At 62.1% G+C, this 16127-nt stretch carries 14 protein-coding genes; 12 read left to right on the top strand and 2 right to left on the bottom strand.

The features are described from left to right. The first annotated feature begins 3 nt into the window (after window positions 1-3). The 5 genes from nuoJ to nuoN all read left to right on the top strand — a co-directional run bounded on the left by nuoJ (window position 4) and on the right by nuoN (window position 5987). A complete protein-coding gene (gene nuoJ / locus K5R89_RS09950) occupies window positions 4-558 on the top strand; it encodes an NADH-quinone oxidoreductase subunit J (RefSeq protein ID WP_004201743.1) in 555 nt (184 codons plus the stop codon). Next, complete coding sequence (gene nuoK / locus K5R89_RS09945; RefSeq protein WP_004865088.1) at window positions 555-857, top strand: NADH-quinone oxidoreductase subunit NuoK; 303 nt, start codon at window positions 555-557, stop codon at window positions 855-857. Before nuoJ ends, nuoK begins: the two co-directional genes overlap by 4 nt. Further along, window positions 854-2695, top strand: coding sequence for an NADH-quinone oxidoreductase subunit L (gene nuoL, locus K5R89_RS09940; protein ID WP_048297930.1), 1842 nt, complete (start codon window positions 854-856; stop codon window positions 2693-2695). The genes nuoK and nuoL overlap by 4 nt, the downstream gene beginning before the upstream one ends. 298 nt (window positions 2696-2993) lie before the next feature. Next, window positions 2994-4523: an NADH-quinone oxidoreductase subunit M gene (gene nuoM / locus K5R89_RS09935; protein ID WP_048297929.1), complete on the top strand. Its 1530-nt coding sequence runs from the start codon at window positions 2994-2996 to the stop codon at window positions 4521-4523. 6 nt (window positions 4524-4529) lie between these two features. After that, the gene (gene nuoN, locus K5R89_RS09930; protein WP_004201737.1) at window positions 4530-5987 is read left to right on the top strand and encodes an NADH-quinone oxidoreductase subunit NuoN; all 1458 of its coding nucleotides are present in this window, start codon (window positions 4530-4532) and stop codon (window positions 5985-5987) included. Window positions 5988-6043: 56 nt separating this feature from the next. On the opposite strand, the gene rnz is transcribed toward nuoN, so the two are convergent. Then, complete coding sequence (gene rnz, locus K5R89_RS09925) at window positions 6044-6964, bottom strand: ribonuclease Z (RefSeq protein ID WP_049013205.1); 921 nt, start codon at window positions 6962-6964, stop codon at window positions 6044-6046. Between the two features lie 57 nt (window positions 6965-7021). On the opposite strand from rnz, the gene K5R89_RS09920 reads away from it, so the two are divergent. The 7 genes from K5R89_RS09920 to menE all read left to right on the top strand — a co-directional run bounded on the left by K5R89_RS09920 (window position 7022) and on the right by menE (window position 14611). Further along, window positions 7022-7483: a GNAT family N-acetyltransferase gene (locus K5R89_RS09920; RefSeq protein WP_032428946.1), complete on the top strand. Its 462-nt coding sequence runs from the start codon at window positions 7022-7024 to the stop codon at window positions 7481-7483. 135 nt (window positions 7484-7618) lie between these two features. Next, complete coding sequence (gene menF, locus K5R89_RS09915) at window positions 7619-8908, top strand: isochorismate synthase MenF (protein WP_102005772.1); 1290 nt, start codon at window positions 7619-7621, stop codon at window positions 8906-8908. Between the two features lie 82 nt (window positions 8909-8990). Next, on the top strand, window positions 8991-10661 hold the full coding sequence (menD, locus tag K5R89_RS09910; RefSeq protein ID WP_023290506.1) for a 2-succinyl-5-enolpyruvyl-6-hydroxy-3-cyclohexene-1-carboxylic-acid synthase: 1671 nt from the start codon (window positions 8991-8993) through the stop codon (window positions 10659-10661). Further along, complete coding sequence (gene menH, locus K5R89_RS09905) at window positions 10658-11416, top strand: 2-succinyl-6-hydroxy-2,4-cyclohexadiene-1-carboxylate synthase (RefSeq protein ID WP_110237470.1); 759 nt, start codon at window positions 10658-10660, stop codon at window positions 11414-11416. The genes menD and menH overlap by 4 nt, the downstream gene beginning before the upstream one ends. 14 nt (window positions 11417-11430) lie before the next feature. Next, window positions 11431-12288 carry a 1,4-dihydroxy-2-naphthoyl-CoA synthase gene (menB, locus tag K5R89_RS09900; RefSeq protein ID WP_004201730.1) on the top strand — a complete coding sequence of 286 codons (858 nt, stop codon included), beginning with the start codon at window positions 11431-11433 and terminating at the stop codon, window positions 12286-12288. After that, window positions 12288-13253, top strand: coding sequence for an o-succinylbenzoate synthase (gene menC, locus K5R89_RS09895; RefSeq protein WP_117132566.1), 966 nt, complete (start codon window positions 12288-12290; stop codon window positions 13251-13253). The genes menB and menC overlap by 1 nt, the downstream gene beginning before the upstream one ends. Then, on the top strand, window positions 13250-14611 hold the full coding sequence (gene menE / locus K5R89_RS09890; RefSeq protein ID WP_217259341.1) for an o-succinylbenzoate--CoA ligase: 1362 nt from the start codon (window positions 13250-13252) through the stop codon (window positions 14609-14611). The genes menC and menE overlap by 4 nt, the downstream gene beginning before the upstream one ends. Here menE and K5R89_RS09885 read toward each other — a convergent pair. Continuing rightward, window positions 14608-16125 (bottom strand): tripartite tricarboxylate transporter permease, encoded by a 1518-nt coding sequence (locus K5R89_RS09885; RefSeq protein ID WP_023290502.1) that lies wholly within the window; start codon window positions 16123-16125, stop codon window positions 14608-14610. The genes menE and K5R89_RS09885 overlap by 4 nt on opposite strands. Window positions 16126-16127: the final 2 nt, after the last annotated feature.

Genomic DNA, 16127 nt, shown 5'->3' with positions numbered 1-16127 from the left:
GCAATGGAATTCGCTTTTTATATCTGTGGCCTGATCGCCATCCTCGCAACCTTGCGGGTCGTCACCCACACCAATCCGGTGCATGCGCTGCTGTACCTGATCATTTCGCTGTTAGCGATTGCCGGGGTGTTCTTCTCGCTGGGCGCTTACTTCGCCGGGGCGCTGGAGATTATCGTCTACGCCGGGGCCATTATGGTGCTGTTCGTCTTCGTGGTGATGATGCTCAACCTGGGCGGCAGCGAAATCGAACAGGAACGCAAATGGCTGCAGCCGGGGATCTGGATTGGCCCGGCCATCCTCTCCGCGGTGCTGCTGGTGGTTATCGTTTACGCCATCCTGGGGATTAACGACCAGGGTATCGACGGCGCGGCGATCAACGCCAAAGAAGTGGGTATTGCGCTGTTTGGGCCGTACGTCCTGGCGGTGGAGCTGGCCTCCATGCTGCTGCTGGCGGGCCTGGTGGTCGCCTTCCATATCGGCCGCGAAGAGCGCGCCGGCGAGGTGCTGAGCAACCGCGTGAACGACAGCGACAAAAGAAAAACGGAGGAACACGCATGATCCCCTTAACACATGGACTGATCCTCGCGGCCATCCTGTTTGTGCTTGGTCTGACGGGGCTGGTGATCCGCCGCAATCTGCTGTTTATGTTGATCAGCCTGGAAATCATGATTAACGCCGCCGCGCTGGCCTTTGTGGTGGCGGGCAGCTACTGGGGCCAGACTGATGGTCAGATTATGTATATCCTCGCTATCAGCCTCGCGGCTGCGGAAGCGAGTATCGGTCTGGCGCTGCTGCTGCAGCTCCATCGTCGCCGCCAGAACCTGAACATCGATTCAGTAAGTGAGTTGCGTGGATGAACATGCTTGCCTTAACCATTCTTTTGCCATTGATTGGCTTTGTGCTGCTGGCCTTTTCCCGCGGGCGCTGGTCGGAAAACCTTTCCGCCACCGTTGGCATGGGCTCGGTAGGCCTGGCGGCGCTGGTCACCGCCTACGTCGGCGTTGACTTTTTCGCTAACGGCAAACAGGCGGTCAGCGTGCCGCTGTGGACCTGGATGTCGGTTGGGGATTTCAACATCGGCTTCAACCTGGTGCTGGACGGCCTGTCGCTGACCATGCTCTCCGTGGTGACCGGCGTCGGCTTCCTGATCCATATGTTCGCCTCCTGGTATATGCGCGGTGAAGAGGGCTATTCCCGCTTCTTCGCCTACACCAACCTGTTTATCGCCAGCATGGTGGTTCTGGTACTGGCCGATAACCTGCTGCTGATGTACCTGGGTTGGGAAGGGGTGGGTCTCTGCTCTTACCTGCTGATCGGTTTCTACTATACCGATCCGAAGAACGGCGCCGCAGCGATGAAAGCGTTTGTGGTGACCCGCGTCGGCGACGTGTTCCTCGCCTTCGCGCTGTTCATTCTTTATAACGAACTGGGTACCCTCAACTTCCGCGAAATGGTTGAGCTGGCGCCGCAGCACTTCGCTAACGGCAGCACCACGCTGCAGTGGGCGACGCTGATGCTGCTCGGCGGCGCGGTCGGTAAATCCGCCCAGCTGCCGCTGCAAACGTGGCTTGCCGATGCGATGGCGGGTCCGACGCCAGTCTCCGCGCTGATCCACGCCGCCACCATGGTTACCGCGGGCGTCTACCTGATCGCCCGTACCCACGGTCTGTTCCTGATGACACCGGAAGTGCTGCATCTGGTCGGGATCGTCGGGGCGATAACGCTGGTGCTGGCGGGCTTCGCCGCGCTGGTGCAGACCGACATCAAACGCGTTCTCGCTTACTCCACCATGAGTCAGATTGGCTACATGTTCCTCGCGCTGGGCGTGCAGGCATGGGATGCGGCGATTTTCCATCTGATGACCCACGCGTTCTTTAAAGCGCTGCTGTTCCTGTCGTCGGGTTCGGTGATTCTCGCCTGCCATCACGAACAGAACATCTTCAAGATGGGCGGCCTGCGCAAATCTATTCCGCTGGTGTACGTCTGCTTCCTGGTGGGGGGCGCGGCGCTGTCCGCTCTGCCGCTCATTACCGCAGGCTTCTTCAGTAAGGATGAGATTCTGGCGGGGGCGATGGCCAACGGCCATATCAACCTGATGGTGGCGGGCCTGGTCGGCGCCTTTATGACCTCGCTGTACACCTTCCGCATGATTTTCATCGTGTTCCACGGTAAAGAGCAAATTCACGCGCACGCAGGGAAGGGGATCACCCATCATCTGCCGCTGATTGTGCTGCTGGTGCTGTCCACCTTCGTTGGCGCGCTGATCGTGCCGCCGCTGGAAGGCGTCCTGCCGCAGACCACTGAACTGGCGCACGGCAACGTGATGACGCTGGAGATTGCCTCCGGGATCATCGCCATTGCCGGCATCCTGATCGCCGCATGGCTGTGGCTGGGCAAACGCACCCTGGTGACCTCTATCGCCAACAGCGCGCCTGGCCGCTTCTTCGGTACCTGGTGGTTCCATGCCTGGGGCTTCGACTGGTTATACGACAAAGTCTTCGTTAAGCCATTCCTCGGCATTGCCTGGCTGCTGAAGAGCGATCCGCTGAACGCATTGATGAACATCCCGGCGATCCTCTCCCGCTTCGCAGGTAAAGGCCTGCTGGTGAGCGAGAACGGCTATCTGCGCTGGTATGTGGCGTCAATGAGCATCGGCGCGGTGGTGGTGCTGGCGCTGCTGATGGTATTGCGTTGAGTTTGAGAACCATTGTGTTGCCCGGCGGCGCGCTGCTTGCCGGGCCTACGGGACCGTAGGTCGGGTAAGCGTTAGCGCCACCCGACAAAACAAGCCTCAAACCGAAGTGAATTTTCTGTGAGAATTCGTTGAAAATCAGGTCGTAAAGGACAGGCATTATCGACGAAGTCAACGTGGACGCCGCCTGCGCGGAGCAACCGGAGCGTATTAAAGTACGTGAGGATTGTGAGCACAGCCGGAGTTCGCTATGACGAGTAAGATAGCCTGAACCGGACTTAAATAAGGAATAAAAATCACCATGTTATTGCCTTGGTTGATATTAATCCCCTTTATCGGCGGCTTCCTGTGCTGGCAGACCGAACGCTTTGGCGTGAAAGTGCCGCGCTGGATCGCGCTGATTACTATGGGACTGACGCTGGCGCTTGGCCTGCAGCTGTGGATGCAGGGCGGCTATTCTCTGACGCAATCCGCGGGTATTCCGCAGTGGCAGTCTGAGTTCGTGCTGCCGTGGATCCCACGCTTCGGCATTAGCATTCATCTGGCGATCGACGGCCTGTCGCTGCTGATGGTGGTGCTGACCGGCCTGCTCGGCGTGCTGGCGGTGCTCTGTTCCTGGCGCGAAATCGAAAAATACCAGGGATTCTTCCACCTCAACCTGATGTGGATCCTGGGCGGCGTCATCGGCGTGTTCCTCGCCATCGACATGTTCCTGTTCTTCTTCTTCTGGGAAATGATGTTGGTGCCGATGTACTTCCTGATCGCGCTGTGGGGCCACAAAGCCTCTGACGGTAAAACGCGTATCACGGCGGCCACCAAGTTCTTCATCTACACCCAGGCGAGCGGCCTGGTGATGCTGATCGCCATTCTGGCGCTGGCATTCGTCCACTTCAACGCCACCGGCGTGTGGACTTTCAACTATGAAGAGCTGTTGAAAACCCCGATGTCCCACGGCGTGGAATACCTGCTGATGCTCGGCTTCTTCATCGCCTTCGCGGTGAAAATGCCGGTGGTGCCGCTGCACGGCTGGCTGCCGGACGCCCACTCCCAGGCGCCGACCGCCGGTTCCGTCGACCTCGCGGGGATCCTGCTGAAAACCGCGGCCTACGGTCTGCTGCGCTTTGCGCTGCCGTTGTTCCCGAACGCCTCCGCCGAGTTTGCGCCCATCGCGATGTGGCTGGGCGTGATCGGGATCTTCTACGGCGCGTGGATGGCCTTTGCACAGACGGATATCAAACGTCTTATCGCCTACACCTCCGTGTCCCACATGGGCTTCGTGCTGATTGCTATCTACACCGGCAGCCAGCTGGCGTATCAGGGGGCGGTGATCCAGATGATTGCTCACGGTCTCTCCGCGGCGGGTCTGTTTATTCTCTGCGGCCAGCTGTACGAACGTCTGCATACCCGTGACATGCGTCAGATGGGCGGTCTGTGGAGCAAAATCAAATGGCTGCCGGCGATGTCGATGTTCTTCGCCGTCGCCACCCTGGGGATGCCGGGCACGGGTAACTTCGTCGGCGAATTTATGATCCTGTTCGGCAGCTATAAAGTGGTGCCGGTGATCACCGTGATCTCGACCTTTGGTCTGGTATTCGCGTCCGTTTACTCGCTGTCGATGCTGCATCGCGCTTATTTCGGTAAAGCGAAAAGCGAAATCGCGGCGAAAGCGCTGCCGGGGATGTCCCTGCGTGAACTGTCTATCATCCTGCTGCTGGTGGTGCTGCTGGTGCTGTTGGGCTTCTTCCCGCAGCCGATCCTCGACACCTCGCATGCTGCGATGAGCAACATTCAGCAGTGGTTTGTTAATTCTGTTTCTACTACAAGGCCGTAATTCGCCATGACAATAACTCCACAACAACTGATCGCACTGCTACCGCTGCTGATCGTCGGCTTGACGGTGGTGGTTGTGATGCTCTCCATTGCGTGGCGACGCAATCATTTTCTCAATGCCACGCTGTCGGTTCTCGGGCTTAACGCCGCGCTGGTCTCGCTCTGGTTCGTCGGCCAGAACGGGGCGATGGACGTCACGCCGCTGATCCGCGTTGACGGCTACGCTATGCTCTATACCGGGCTGGTGCTGCTGGCGAGCCTCGCGACCTGTACTTTCGCCTACCCGTGGCTTGAGGGTTACAAGGACAACAAAGAAGAGTTCTACCTGCTGGTGTTGATTGCCGCCCTGGGCGGCATTCTGCTGGCCGGTGCGAATCATCTGGCGGCGCTGTTCCTCGGCATCGAGTTGATCTCCTTGCCGCTGTTCGGCCTGGTCGGCTACGCCTTCCGCCAGAAGCGTTCGCTGGAAGCGAGCATCAAATACACCATCCTCTCCGCGGCAGCCTCCTCTTTCCTGCTGTTCGGTATGGCGCTGGTGTATGCGAACTCCGGCAACCTGTCCTTCCTTGCGCTGGGCAAGAGCCTGGCGGACAACACCCTGCACGAGCCGCTGCTGCTGGCGGGGCTCGGCCTGATGATCGTCGGTCTTGGCTTTAAACTGTCGCTGGTGCCGTTCCACCTGTGGACGCCGGACGTTTACCAGGGGGCGCCTGCGCCGGTCTCCACCTTCCTGGCGACCGCCAGCAAGATTGCTATCTTCGGCGTGGTGATGCGTCTGTTCCTGTACATGCCGGTGGGCAACAGCGAAGCGGTGCGCGTGGTGCTGGGGCTGATCGCCTTCGCCTCTATCATCTTCGGTAACCTGATGGCGCTGAGCCAGACCAATATCAAACGTCTGCTCGGTTACTCTTCTATCTCCCACCTCGGCTATCTGCTGGTGGCGCTGATCGCCCTGCAAAGCGGCGAAATGTCGATGGAAGCCGTTGGCGTCTACCTGGCCGGCTACCTGTTCAGCAGCCTCGGCGCGTTCGGCGTGGTCAGCCTGATGTCCAGTCCATACCGTGGCCCGGACGCGGACTCGCTGTTCTCCTACCGCGGTCTGTTCTGGCACCGTCCGATCCTGTCGGCGGTGATGACGGTGATGATGCTCTCCCTGGCCGGTATCCCAATGACGCTCGGCTTTATCGGTAAGTTCTACGTGCTGGCCGTCGGTGTTCACGCCCATCTGTGGTGGCTGGTTGCCGCGGTGGTTGTCGGCTCGGCGATCGGTCTCTACTACTACCTGCGCGTGGCGGTGAGTTTGTACCTGAGCGCGCCGGAGCAGCTGAACCGTGATGCGCCGTCGAACTGGCAGTACAGCGCGGGCGGTATCGTGGTGCTGATCTCTGCCCTGCTGGTGCTGGTGCTCGGTATCTGGCCGCAGCCGCTGATTAGCATCGTGCAGCTGGCGACGCCGCTGATGTAAGTTGATTGCCTCAATAAAAAAACCGCCGGAATGGCGGTTTTTTTATGCCCGGAATGTTACGCCACCCTGTAGACCATAAAGTCTTCCGCCAGCAGGGTGTCCGGGAAAATCTCCCGGCATTCCGCCAGCATCCGCAGGCAGCCTTCGGCATCGTAGCGTGAGCTAAAGTGGGTGGCGATTAGCGTGCCGACCCCCGCTTCTTTGGCAAGCGCTGCGGTCTGCTGACTGGAAGAGTGGCCGCGGCTATTGGCTTTCTCCGCCATCGCCTGCTCCAGCGTGGTTTCGTGCACCATCACATCCACCCCGCGCGCCATTTCCAGCGCCTGCGGGCAGGGGGCGGTATCGCCGAAGATGGCCAGCGTTTTACCCGGCGTAGCGGGTCCCAGGTAGCGGCTGCCGTCGATCGTCCGGCCATCCGCCAGCGTGACCTGTTCACCGCGCTTAAGCCGGTGAAACAGCGGTCCGGGGGGCACGCCGTCGGCAATCAGCTGGGCGGCGTCGAGGGCGCCGGGCTTGTCATGCTGCTCAATGCGATACCCGTAGCACTCCACCGGATGGCTGAGCGGGAACGCGGTGACCCGATAGCCCTCTTCGTCGAACACCAGACCGGGGCCGACTTCGATGATGGTCAGGGGATAGTCGGTCCACGAACCGCTGAGGCGCAGCGCGGTGTCAATGAATTCCTTTATTCCTTTTGGTCCGTAGACCGTCAGCGGCAGCGAATTCCCCTGCATCGAGCGGCTGCACAGCAGGCCGGGCAGGCCGAACAGATGGTCGCCGTGCAGATGGGTAATAAAGATCTTATTCAGTTTGCCTGGATGATGGGGCGTATGCAGAAATTGATGCTGGGTCCCTTCGCCGCAGTCAAACAACCACATTTCGGCGCGGGTTGGCTGTTGCAAATTGAGTATTATCGACGTCATATTACGCGTGCGGGTCGGCACCCCGGCGGATGTCCCCAAAAAAGTTAATTCCATCGTCCAGTGTCCTCAGGGCGAGTCGCAAAGTATCAGTATATCAATAAGGAGCAGCAGATGATGACCTGGCAGGATCTCCATCATAGTGAACTTACCGTTCCCCAGCTGTATGCGCTGCTGAAGCTGCGCAGCGAAGTCTTTGTCGTGGAGCAGCAGTGCGCCTATCAGGATGTCGACGGCGATGATTTGGTCGGGGAAAATCGCCATCTGCTCGGCTGGCGCGATGGCGAACTGGTGGCCTATGCGCGGATCCTTAAAAGCGAAGAGACGTACGATCCGGTGGTGATTGGCCGGGTTATCGTCAGCCCCGCCGCGCGCGGCGAAAAGCTCGGCCATCAGCTGATGGCGCAGGCGCTGGCCAGCTGTCAGCGGCACTGGCCGCAAAAGGCGATTTACCTCGGGGCGCAGGCGCATCTGCAAGCCTTTTACGCCCACTTCGGTTTTACGCCAGTGACTGAGGTCTATGATGAGGATGGCATTCCGCACATCGGCATGGCGCGGGAAAGCCGCGCTCTCTGACCCCTGAACACTCGCGTCCCAACCTTGTTCCGGGCCGGCGAGCGGGGGAGTTAAAACCCGCTCCCTCGTCATGGGTACTGCTATTCCGCCGTTGAACCCCTTATAATGTGGGGTTTTACTACCGTGGAGGTTTGCGTGCTGTCTGTTTCCACTGCGCTGGCCCGTTTACGTGACGGCCTGAGTGAGCCCTTTCCTGACTCACCCGGCACGCGAATTATCGATATTGCCTTTCCGCTGAATGATGCCTTCGATCCGCTGCTATGGTGCGGCCAGCAGCCGCAGTGGCCGCAGTTCTACTGGCAGCAGCGCAATGGCGACGAGGAGCTGGCGGCGCTGGGGGCGGTAAAAAGCTTTCCCTCGCTCGACGCCGCAAACCGCTTTTTACACCAGGCCGGGCGGCAGGATCTGCGCATCTGCGGCCTGAATGCGTTTGCCCCGCAGCAGGGCCGGCTGGTGCTGCCGCGTCTGGAGTGGCGTCGGTGCGGCGGCAGGGCCGTGATGCGGCTGGTGCTGCACAGCGACCTCTCCCTGCGCGACGATGCCGTGACGGCGCGTGATTTTCTCGCCAGTCTGACCACCGCCCAGGCGACCCCTGGCGGCGTGCCGCCGCTGCTGAGCGAGCGCCACTCCTCCGATTATCCCCAGTGGCAGGCAATGATAGACCAGGCGACGCAGGCCATCGCCGCCGGCGACATGGATAAAGTGGTGCTGGCGCGGGCAACCGACCTGCAGTTTGCCGCCCCGCTGGATGCCGTGAGCATCATGGCCGCCAGCCGCAGCCGCAATCTTAACTGTTTTCATTTCCTGATGGCGTTCAATGCCCGGCAGGCGTTTTTCGGCTCCACGCCGGAGCGGCTGTGGCGCCGGCGCGGCGCGCTGCTGCGCACCGAAGCGCTGGCGGGCACCGTCGCTAATCATCAGGATGACGTGAAGGCGCAGCAGCTGGCCGACTGGTTGATGAAAGACGACAAAAATCAGCGGGAAAACATGCTGGTGGTGGAGGATATCTGCCAGCGCCTGCAGAGTGAGGCCTCGACGCTGGACGTTCTGCCGCCGCAGGTGGTGAGGCTGCGCAAGGTGCAGCATCTCCGACGCTGCATCTGGACCGAGCTGGCGGAGCCTGACGACAGCCGCTGTCTGCTGCAGCTCCAGCCCACCGCCGCGGTGGCCGGCCTGCCGCGGCGGGCGGCGCTGGCATTCATTCAGCGCCATGAACCTTTTTCCCGTGAATGGTACGCCGGCTCCGCCGGGTATCTGTCACTGGCGCAAAGCGAGTTTTGCGTGGCGCTGCGTTCGGCGAAAGTGGACAACGACACTCTGCGACTGTATGCCGGGGCGGGGATCGTCAGCGGCTCCGATGCGCAGGAGGAGTGGCAGGAGATTGACAACAAAGCGGCCGGGCTGCGCTCGCTGCTGTGTCCATAAGACGGGAATGACGATGCATATCAAAACGCCGTCACTTTGCCTTATCTATACTTAGCATCAATATTTGATACCGGACAATTTCATGTCAGTAAGCGCATTTAACCGACGCTGGGCGGCGGTGATCCTGGAAGCTTTAACGCGCCACGGCGTGCAGCATATCTGCATTGCGCCGGGCTCGCGCTCGACACCCTTAACCCTGGCGGCGGCGGAAAACCGCGCCTTTATCCATCATACCCATTTTGACGAACGCGGCCTTGGCCACCTGGCGCTCGGTCTGGCGAAAGCCAGTCGCCAGCCGGTGGCGGTTATTGTGACCTCCGGGACCGCCACCGCGAACCTATATCCGGCGCTGATTGAGGCGGGGCTTACCGGGGAAAAGCTGATTCTCCTGACCGCCGACCGTCCGCCGGAGCTGATCGACTGCGGCGCCAATCAGGCGATTCGTCAGCCGGGGATGTTCGCCTCCCATCCGTCGCAGACGATTTCTCTGCCGCGTCCCTCGCAGGATATTTCCGCCCGCTGGCTGGTCTCGACCCTCGACCAGGCCTTGGGCGAGCTGCACGCCGGCGGGGTGCATATCAACTGCCCGTTCGCCGAACCGCTGTATGGCGATATGGATGATACCGGCGTGGAGTGGCAGCAGCAGCTCGGCAACTGGTGGCAGAGCGATAAACCCTGGTTACGTCAGGCGCTGCAGATGGAAAGTGAGAAACAGCGCGACTGGTTCTTCTGGCGGCAAAAGCGCGGCGTGGTCGTGGCGGGCAGAATGAGCGCCGCCGAAGGGAAAAAAGTGGCCGAGTGGGCGCAAACCCTCGGCTGGCCGCTGATCGGCGATATCCTGTCACAGACCGGGCAGCCGCTGCCGTGCGCTGACCTGTGGCTGGGCAACGGCAAAGCGGTGAGCGAGCTGGCGCAGGCGCAGATCGTGGTTCAGCTCGGCAGCAGCCTGACCGGCAAGCGGGTCCTCCAGTGGCAGGCCACCTGCGAGCCTGATGAATACTGGCTGGTGGATAATCTGCCCGGCCGTCTCGATCCGGCGCAGCACCGCGGCCGTCGTCTGCTCGCCAGCATTGACCGCTGGCTTGAGCTTCACCCGGCGGAGAAACGCCAGCCGTGGGCGACGGCTATTCCTGAGCTGGCGCGACAGGCGTGGGAGGCGGCGGTCGCCAGCAACGAACCCTTTGGCGAAGCGCAGCTGGCGCAGCGAATTCGGCGCTACCTGCCGGAACAGGGGCAACTGTTTGTCGGCAACAGCCTGGTGGTGCGCCTGATCGACGCCCTGGCGCAGCTGCCGGCTGGCTACCCGGTTTACAGCAACCGCGGCGCCAGCGGCATTGATGGCTTGATCGCCACCGCCGCCGGCGTCCAGCGCGCCAGCGCCCGGCCAACCCTGGCTATCGTCGGCGATCTTTCGGCGCTGTACGATCTCAACTCGCTGGCCCTGCTGCGCCAGGCGTCGGCGCCGTTGGTGCTGATCGTGGTGAACAACAACGGCGGGCAGATTTTCTCCATGCTGCCGACGCCGCAGGACGAGCGGCGCCAGTTCTACTTAATGCCGCAGGACGTTGATTTCAGCCACGCGGCGGCGATGTTCGGCCTGGTCTATCATCGCCCGGCTGACTGGCAGGCGCTGGATGAGGCGCTGGCCGGCGCCTGGCGCAGGGCAGGGGCGACGGTGATTGAGCTGGCGGTCAATGAGACCGACGGCACGCAGACCCTCCAGCAGCTGCTGGCGCAGGTAAGTCGCCTGTGACCCTCAGCGCTGCAGTCGAACATGGCCAGCCGGGTTATCCCTGGCTGGTCTTTCTGCACGGTTTTTCCGGCGACCGCCATGAGTGGCGGGAAGTAGGCGACGCGTTTCGCGCCTGGCCGCGGCTGTATCTCGATCTGCCGGGCCACGGCGGCTCGGCGGATATCGCGGTGCAGGACTTTGCCGGGGTCAATATTCTGCTGCAGGCTACGCTTAATAGTTACAACATACTTAACTACTGGCTGATCGGTTACTCGCTGGGGGGCCGGGTGGCGATGAACTTCGCCTGCCAGCCGCGCGCGGGCCTGTGCGGCCTCGTCGTTGAGGGCGGCCATCCGGGGCTGCAGGATGCCGAAGCGCGGCAGGCGCGGCGCAGCAACGACAGCGCCTGGGCGGAACGTTTTCGCCATGAGCCGTTGGCGCAGGTCTTTGCCGACTGGTATCAGCAGCCGGTCTTCGCTTCACTGGATGCCGGGCAGCGCGCGGCGCTGGTCGCCTTACGCAGCCGGAACAACGGCGCGACGCTGGCCGAGATGCTGCAGGCGACCTCCCTTGCCGGGCAGGCCGATCTGCGCGCGTCCCTGCAGGCGCGCGATTTCCCCTTTCATTACCTGTGCGGCGAGCGCGACGCGAAGTTTCGCGCCATCGCGCAGGCGCTCGCGGCGGATCTCCATCTTATTCACCATGCCGGACACAACGCGCACCGGGACAACCCGGCGGCGGTGATTGCCTGTCTGGCGCAGATTCTGGCAAGTTAACTGAAGGACATTCTATGATCTCTCTTGATGAAGCAATGCTCTATGCCCCTGTTGAATGGCACGATTGTTCCGAAGGCTATACCGATATTCGCTATCACAAATCGGCCGACGGCATTGCCAAAATCACAATCAATCGCCCGCAGGTGCGCAACGCCTTCCGCCCGCTGACCGTCAAAGAGATGATCCAGGCGCTGGCGGATGCTCGTTATGACGACAATATCGGGGTGATTGTCCTGACCGGGGAAGGTGAGAAAGCCTTTTGCGCCGGCGGCGATCAGAAAGTCCGCGGCGATTACGGCGGCTATCAGGACGACTCCGGCGTGCATCATCTCAACGTACTCGACTTTCAGCGCCAGATCCGCACCTGCCCGAAGCCGGTGGTAGCGATGGTGGCCGGCTACTCTATCGGCGGCGGCCACGTGCTGCACATGATGTGCGATCTGACCATCGCGGCGGAAAACGCCATCTTCGGTCAGACCGGGCCGAAAGTCGGCTCCTTCGACGGCGGCTGGGGCGCCTCCTATATGGCGCGCATCGTCGGGCAGAAAAAAGCGCGCGAAATCTGGTTCCTCTGCCGTCAGTATGACGCGCAGCAGGCGCTGGACATGGGGCTGGTGAACACCGTGGTGCCGCTGGCGGATCTGGAAAAAGAGACGGTGCGCTGGTGTCGTGAAATGCTGCAGAACAGCCCAATGGCGCTGCGCTGCCTGAAAGCGGCGCTGAACGCCGACTGCGACGGCCAGGCCGGTCTGCAGGAGCTGGCGGGCAACGCCACTATGCTGTTCTACATGACGGAAGAGGGACAGGAAGGCCGCAATGCCTTCAACCAGAAACGTCAGCCGGACTTCAGCAAATTTAAACGGAATCCCTAATGCGCGTTTCGCAGGTTTACCGCTGGCAGATACCGATGGACGCGGGCGTGGTGCTGCGAGAACGGCGGTTAAAAACCCGCGACGGGCTGTTCATCCACCTGCGGGAGGGTGAGCGGGAGGGCTGGGGGGAAATTTCTCCCCTGCCGGGATTCAGCGCAGAGACCCTGGCGGAGGCGCAGGCGGCGCTGCTGCCCTGGGCTCAGGCCTGGCGCGACGGCGCGGAGCCGGCGCTTCCTGCGCTGCCCTCTGTCGCGTTTGGCATCAGCTGCGCGCAGGCGGAGCTCAGCGGCGAGCTGCCGCAGGCCGCGGATTATCGCGCGGCGCCGCTCTGCTCCGGCGATCCGGATGAGCTGTTCGCCAGACTGGCGGCGATGCCCGGCGAGAAAGTCGCTAAGGTGAAAGTGGGGCTCTGGGAGGCGGTCCGCGACGGCATGGTGGTTAATCTGCTGCTGGAAGCCATCCCCGACCTGCAGCTGCGTCTGGATGCCAACCGGGCCTGGACGCCGCTGAAAGCGCAGCAGTTTGCGAAATATGTCGATCCGGCGTATCGCCAGCGCATTGCCTTTCTTGAAGAACCTTGTAAAACGCGGGAGGACTCGCGGGCCTTTAGCCGTGAAACCGGGATCGCTATCGCCTGGGATGAAAGCCTGCGCGAGGCGGATTTTCGCTTCGTCGCCGAGCCTGGCGTGCGCGCGGTGGTGATCAAGCCGACGCTAACCGGCAGTTTACACCGGGTTCAGCAGCAGGTCGCCGCGGCCCATGCGCTGGGGCTGAGCGCGGTGATCAGCTCGTCGATCGAGTCCAGCCTCGGGTTAACCCAGCTGGCGCGGGTTGCCGCCTGGCTGACGCCGCAGACCATCCCCGGACTGGACACCCTGTCGCTGATGGGCGCCCAGCTGGTGCGGGCGTGGCCGGAAAGCCCCCTGCCGATGCTTAGCATCGATACGCTGGAGCCGCTGCTGTGACCTTTCGCGACTGGCCCTGGCGCCACTGGCGCCAGCGGCGCGGAGAGGCGCAGGCGCTGCGCCTGAATGACCAGCCGCTGACCTGGCGCGACCTGTGCGCCCGCGTTGACGCGCTGGCGGCCGGGTTTGCCGCGCAGGGCGTAACCGAAGGTCACGGGGTGGCGCTGCAGGCTTTTAACCAGCCGTCGACGCTGCTGGCCTGGCTGGCGCTGCTGCAGTGCGGCGCGCGGGTGCTGCCGCTGAATCCGCAGCTGCCGACGGCGTTGCTGCAGGAACTGCTGCCAGCGTTGACCGTCCAGCATCAGCTGGTGCTTAACGGCGATGCGCTGCCGGGGGATTTACCGGCGTTAACCCTGCAGGCGACAGCGGGAACCCATGCTGTGCCGTGGCGTGGGGATCGTTTCGCCTCAATGACGCTGACCTCGGGGTCGACCGGTTTGCCGAAGGCGGCAGTGCATCATGCCAGCGCCCATCTGGCCAGCGCCGCCGGCGTGCTGGCGCTGATGCCGTTTGCCGCAGAAGATGACTGGCTGCTGTCGCTACCGCTGTTTCATGTCTCCGGCCAGGGGATTATGTGGCGCTGGCTGCTGGCCGGCGCGCGGCTGACGGTGCGCGATAAACAGCCGCTGGCGCAGATGCTGCAGGGCTGTACCCATGCTTCGCTGGTGCCGACTCAGCTGTGGCGCCTGCTGAATGACGATGCTGCGCTTACCCTCAAGGCGGTGCTGCTCGGCGGCGCGGCGATCCCGGTCGAATTGACCGAGCGGGCGCGGGGGCAGGGGGTACGCACCTACTGCGGTTACGGCCTGACCGAATTCGCTTCCACCGTCTGCGCTAAAGAGGCCGACGGCGCGGCGGATGTGGGCGCGCCGTTGCCGGGGCGGGAGATGAAAATCGTTGCCGGCGAGGTCTGGCTGCGGGCGGCGAGCATGGCCGCGGGCTACTGGCGCGACGGTCAATTGTTGCCATTGACCAACGACGAAGGGTGGTTTGCCACCCGCGATCGCGGCGAGATCATCGATGGACGGCTTACTCTCCTCGGGCGCCTGGATAATCTCTTTTTCAGCGGTGGGGAAGGGATCCAGCCGGAGGAGGTGGAACGGATCATCGGGGCGCATCCGCAGATACAGCAGGCGTTTGTCGTGCCGCTGGACGATGCGGAATATGGCCAGCGTCCGGTAGCGGTGGTGGAATGCGATGACGGCTGCGAAATGAGCGTGCTGGCGGCATGGAGCGCGGAACGGCTGGCGCGTTTCCAGCAGCCGGTGCGTTGGCTGCGGCTGCCGGAAACGTTAAAGAACGGTGGGATTAAGATCTCGCGCCGGGCGCTGCGCGAATGGGTCAATTCGCCGGCTTAGCCGATATTGGCTTCGGCGCGACGCTGGCGCTGTTTACGCCGCAGACGCAGCAGCGGCGGCACCACCAGCACGGCGATAGCCAGCACCAGCAGCGTTTTGGTCACCCCGCTTTGCCACAGGATCGCCAGATTGCCGTTGCTGATCGACAGCGCGCGACGCAGGTTCTGCTCCAGCATCTCCCCCAGCACGAAGCCAAGGATCAGCGGCGACATCGGGAAGTGCATTTTGCGCATGATATAGCCGAGCACCCCGAGCCCCACCATCAGCAGCAGGTCAAAAGTGGTGCTGTGTACCGCGTAGACGCCGACGGCGGAGACCGCGGCGATGGCCGGGACCAGAAACCACAGCGGAATGGTCAGCATACGGGTGAACAGGCCGATCAGCGGAATGTTCATGATAAGCAGCATCACGTTGGCGATCAGCAGGGCAGCAATCAGCCCCCAGACGATATCCGGCTGCTCGGTGAACATTGCCGGGCCGGGGGTGATGTTATACAGCGTCAGCGCGCCCATCATCACCGCGGTGGTGCCGGACCCCGGCACGCCGAGCGTCAGCATGGGAATAAAGGAACCGCAGGCGGAGGCGTTATTGGCCGCTTCCGGCGCCGCCACGCCGCGAATATCGCCCTTGCCGAAGTTATCGCTGTTACCGCTGAGTTTTTTCTCCGTCATGTAGGTAATGGCGCTGGCGATGGTCGCCCCGGCGCCGGGCAGAATGCCGACGAAGAAACCCACCACCGAAGAGCGCAGGGTCGCGCCGACGCACTGCGCGGCCTCTTTGGTGTTAAACAGCATCCGTCCGGTTTTCCGCACCAGCGTTTGTCCGCCGCTGGTGCTCTCCAGCATCAACAGGATCTCTGAAACCGAGAACAGGCCGATCACCACCACAATAAACTGTACGCCGTCCGAGAGATGGACGCTGTCGAAGGTGAAGCGGTAAACCCCGGTATTGGCGTCCACCCCTACCGTCGCCAGACCCAGGCCGATTAACGCCGCGAGGAACGACTTCAGCGGGTTCTGCGCCATCATGCTGCCAAGACAGGCGATGGCGAAGACCATCAGCGCGAAGTACTCCGCCGGACCGAACGCCAGCGACCACTGGGCGAGCAGCGGCGCGAACAAAATAATACCGCCGATGGCGATCATTGAGCCAAAGAAGGAACTGACGGCGGAAATCGACAGCGCAACACCGCCGCGACCCTGCTGGGCCATCGGATAACCGTCGAGGGCGGTCATAATGGCGGCGGCATCGCCGGGCACGTTCAACAGAATTGATGAAATACGCCCGCCGTATTCGCAACCGATATAGACCGTCGCCAGCAGGATCAGCGCCGATTCCGCGGGTAAATGCAGGGCGAAAGCCAGCGGCAGCAGAATCGCCACGCCGTTGATAGGCCCCAGCCCCGGCAGGAGGCCGACGATAGTCCCGACAAAGCAGCCGATCAGGGCGATCAGCAGGTTCTCCGGCGTCATGGCGACGGCGAAGCCCTGCGAGAGATAGATCCAGGTATCCATAA

This window comes from Klebsiella sp. TF21-TM (genome assembly GCF_019753495.1).
GTDB lineage: Bacteria > Pseudomonadota > Gammaproteobacteria > Enterobacterales > Enterobacteriaceae > Klebsiella > Klebsiella quasipneumoniae.
Note: the sequence above shows the minus strand (reverse complement) of the source record. Positions and strands in the feature narration are given on the sequence as shown.

What these genes read in the sequence shown, in the direction of transcription:
- nuoJ (WP_004201743.1), top strand. Translation starts at nt 4, where the DNA reads ATGGAATTCGCTTTTTATATCTGTGGCCTGATCGCCATCCTCGCAACC.
- nuoK (WP_004865088.1), top strand. Translation starts at nt 555, where the DNA reads ATGATCCCCTTAACACATGGACTGATCCTCGCGGCCATCCTGTTTGTG.
- nuoL (WP_048297930.1), top strand. Translation starts at nt 854, where the DNA reads ATGAACATGCTTGCCTTAACCATTCTTTTGCCATTGATTGGCTTTGTG.
- nuoM (WP_048297929.1), top strand. Translation starts at nt 2,994, where the DNA reads ATGTTATTGCCTTGGTTGATATTAATCCCCTTTATCGGCGGCTTCCTG.
- nuoN (WP_004201737.1), top strand. Translation starts at nt 4,530, where the DNA reads ATGACAATAACTCCACAACAACTGATCGCACTGCTACCGCTGCTGATC.
- rnz (WP_049013205.1), bottom strand. Translation starts at nt 6,964, where the DNA reads ATGGAATTAACTTTTTTGGGGACATCCGCCGGGGTGCCGACCCGCACG.
- K5R89_RS09920 (WP_032428946.1), top strand. Translation starts at nt 7,022, where the DNA reads ATGATGACCTGGCAGGATCTCCATCATAGTGAACTTACCGTTCCCCAG.
- menD (WP_023290506.1), top strand. Translation starts at nt 8,991, where the DNA reads ATGTCAGTAAGCGCATTTAACCGACGCTGGGCGGCGGTGATCCTGGAA.
- menB (WP_004201730.1), top strand. Translation starts at nt 11,431, where the DNA reads ATGATCTCTCTTGATGAAGCAATGCTCTATGCCCCTGTTGAATGGCAC.
- menC (WP_117132566.1), top strand. Translation starts at nt 12,288, where the DNA reads ATGCGCGTTTCGCAGGTTTACCGCTGGCAGATACCGATGGACGCGGGC.
- K5R89_RS09885 (WP_023290502.1), bottom strand. Translation starts at nt 16,125, where the DNA reads ATGGATACCTGGATCTATCTCTCGCAGGGCTTCGCCGTCGCCATGACG.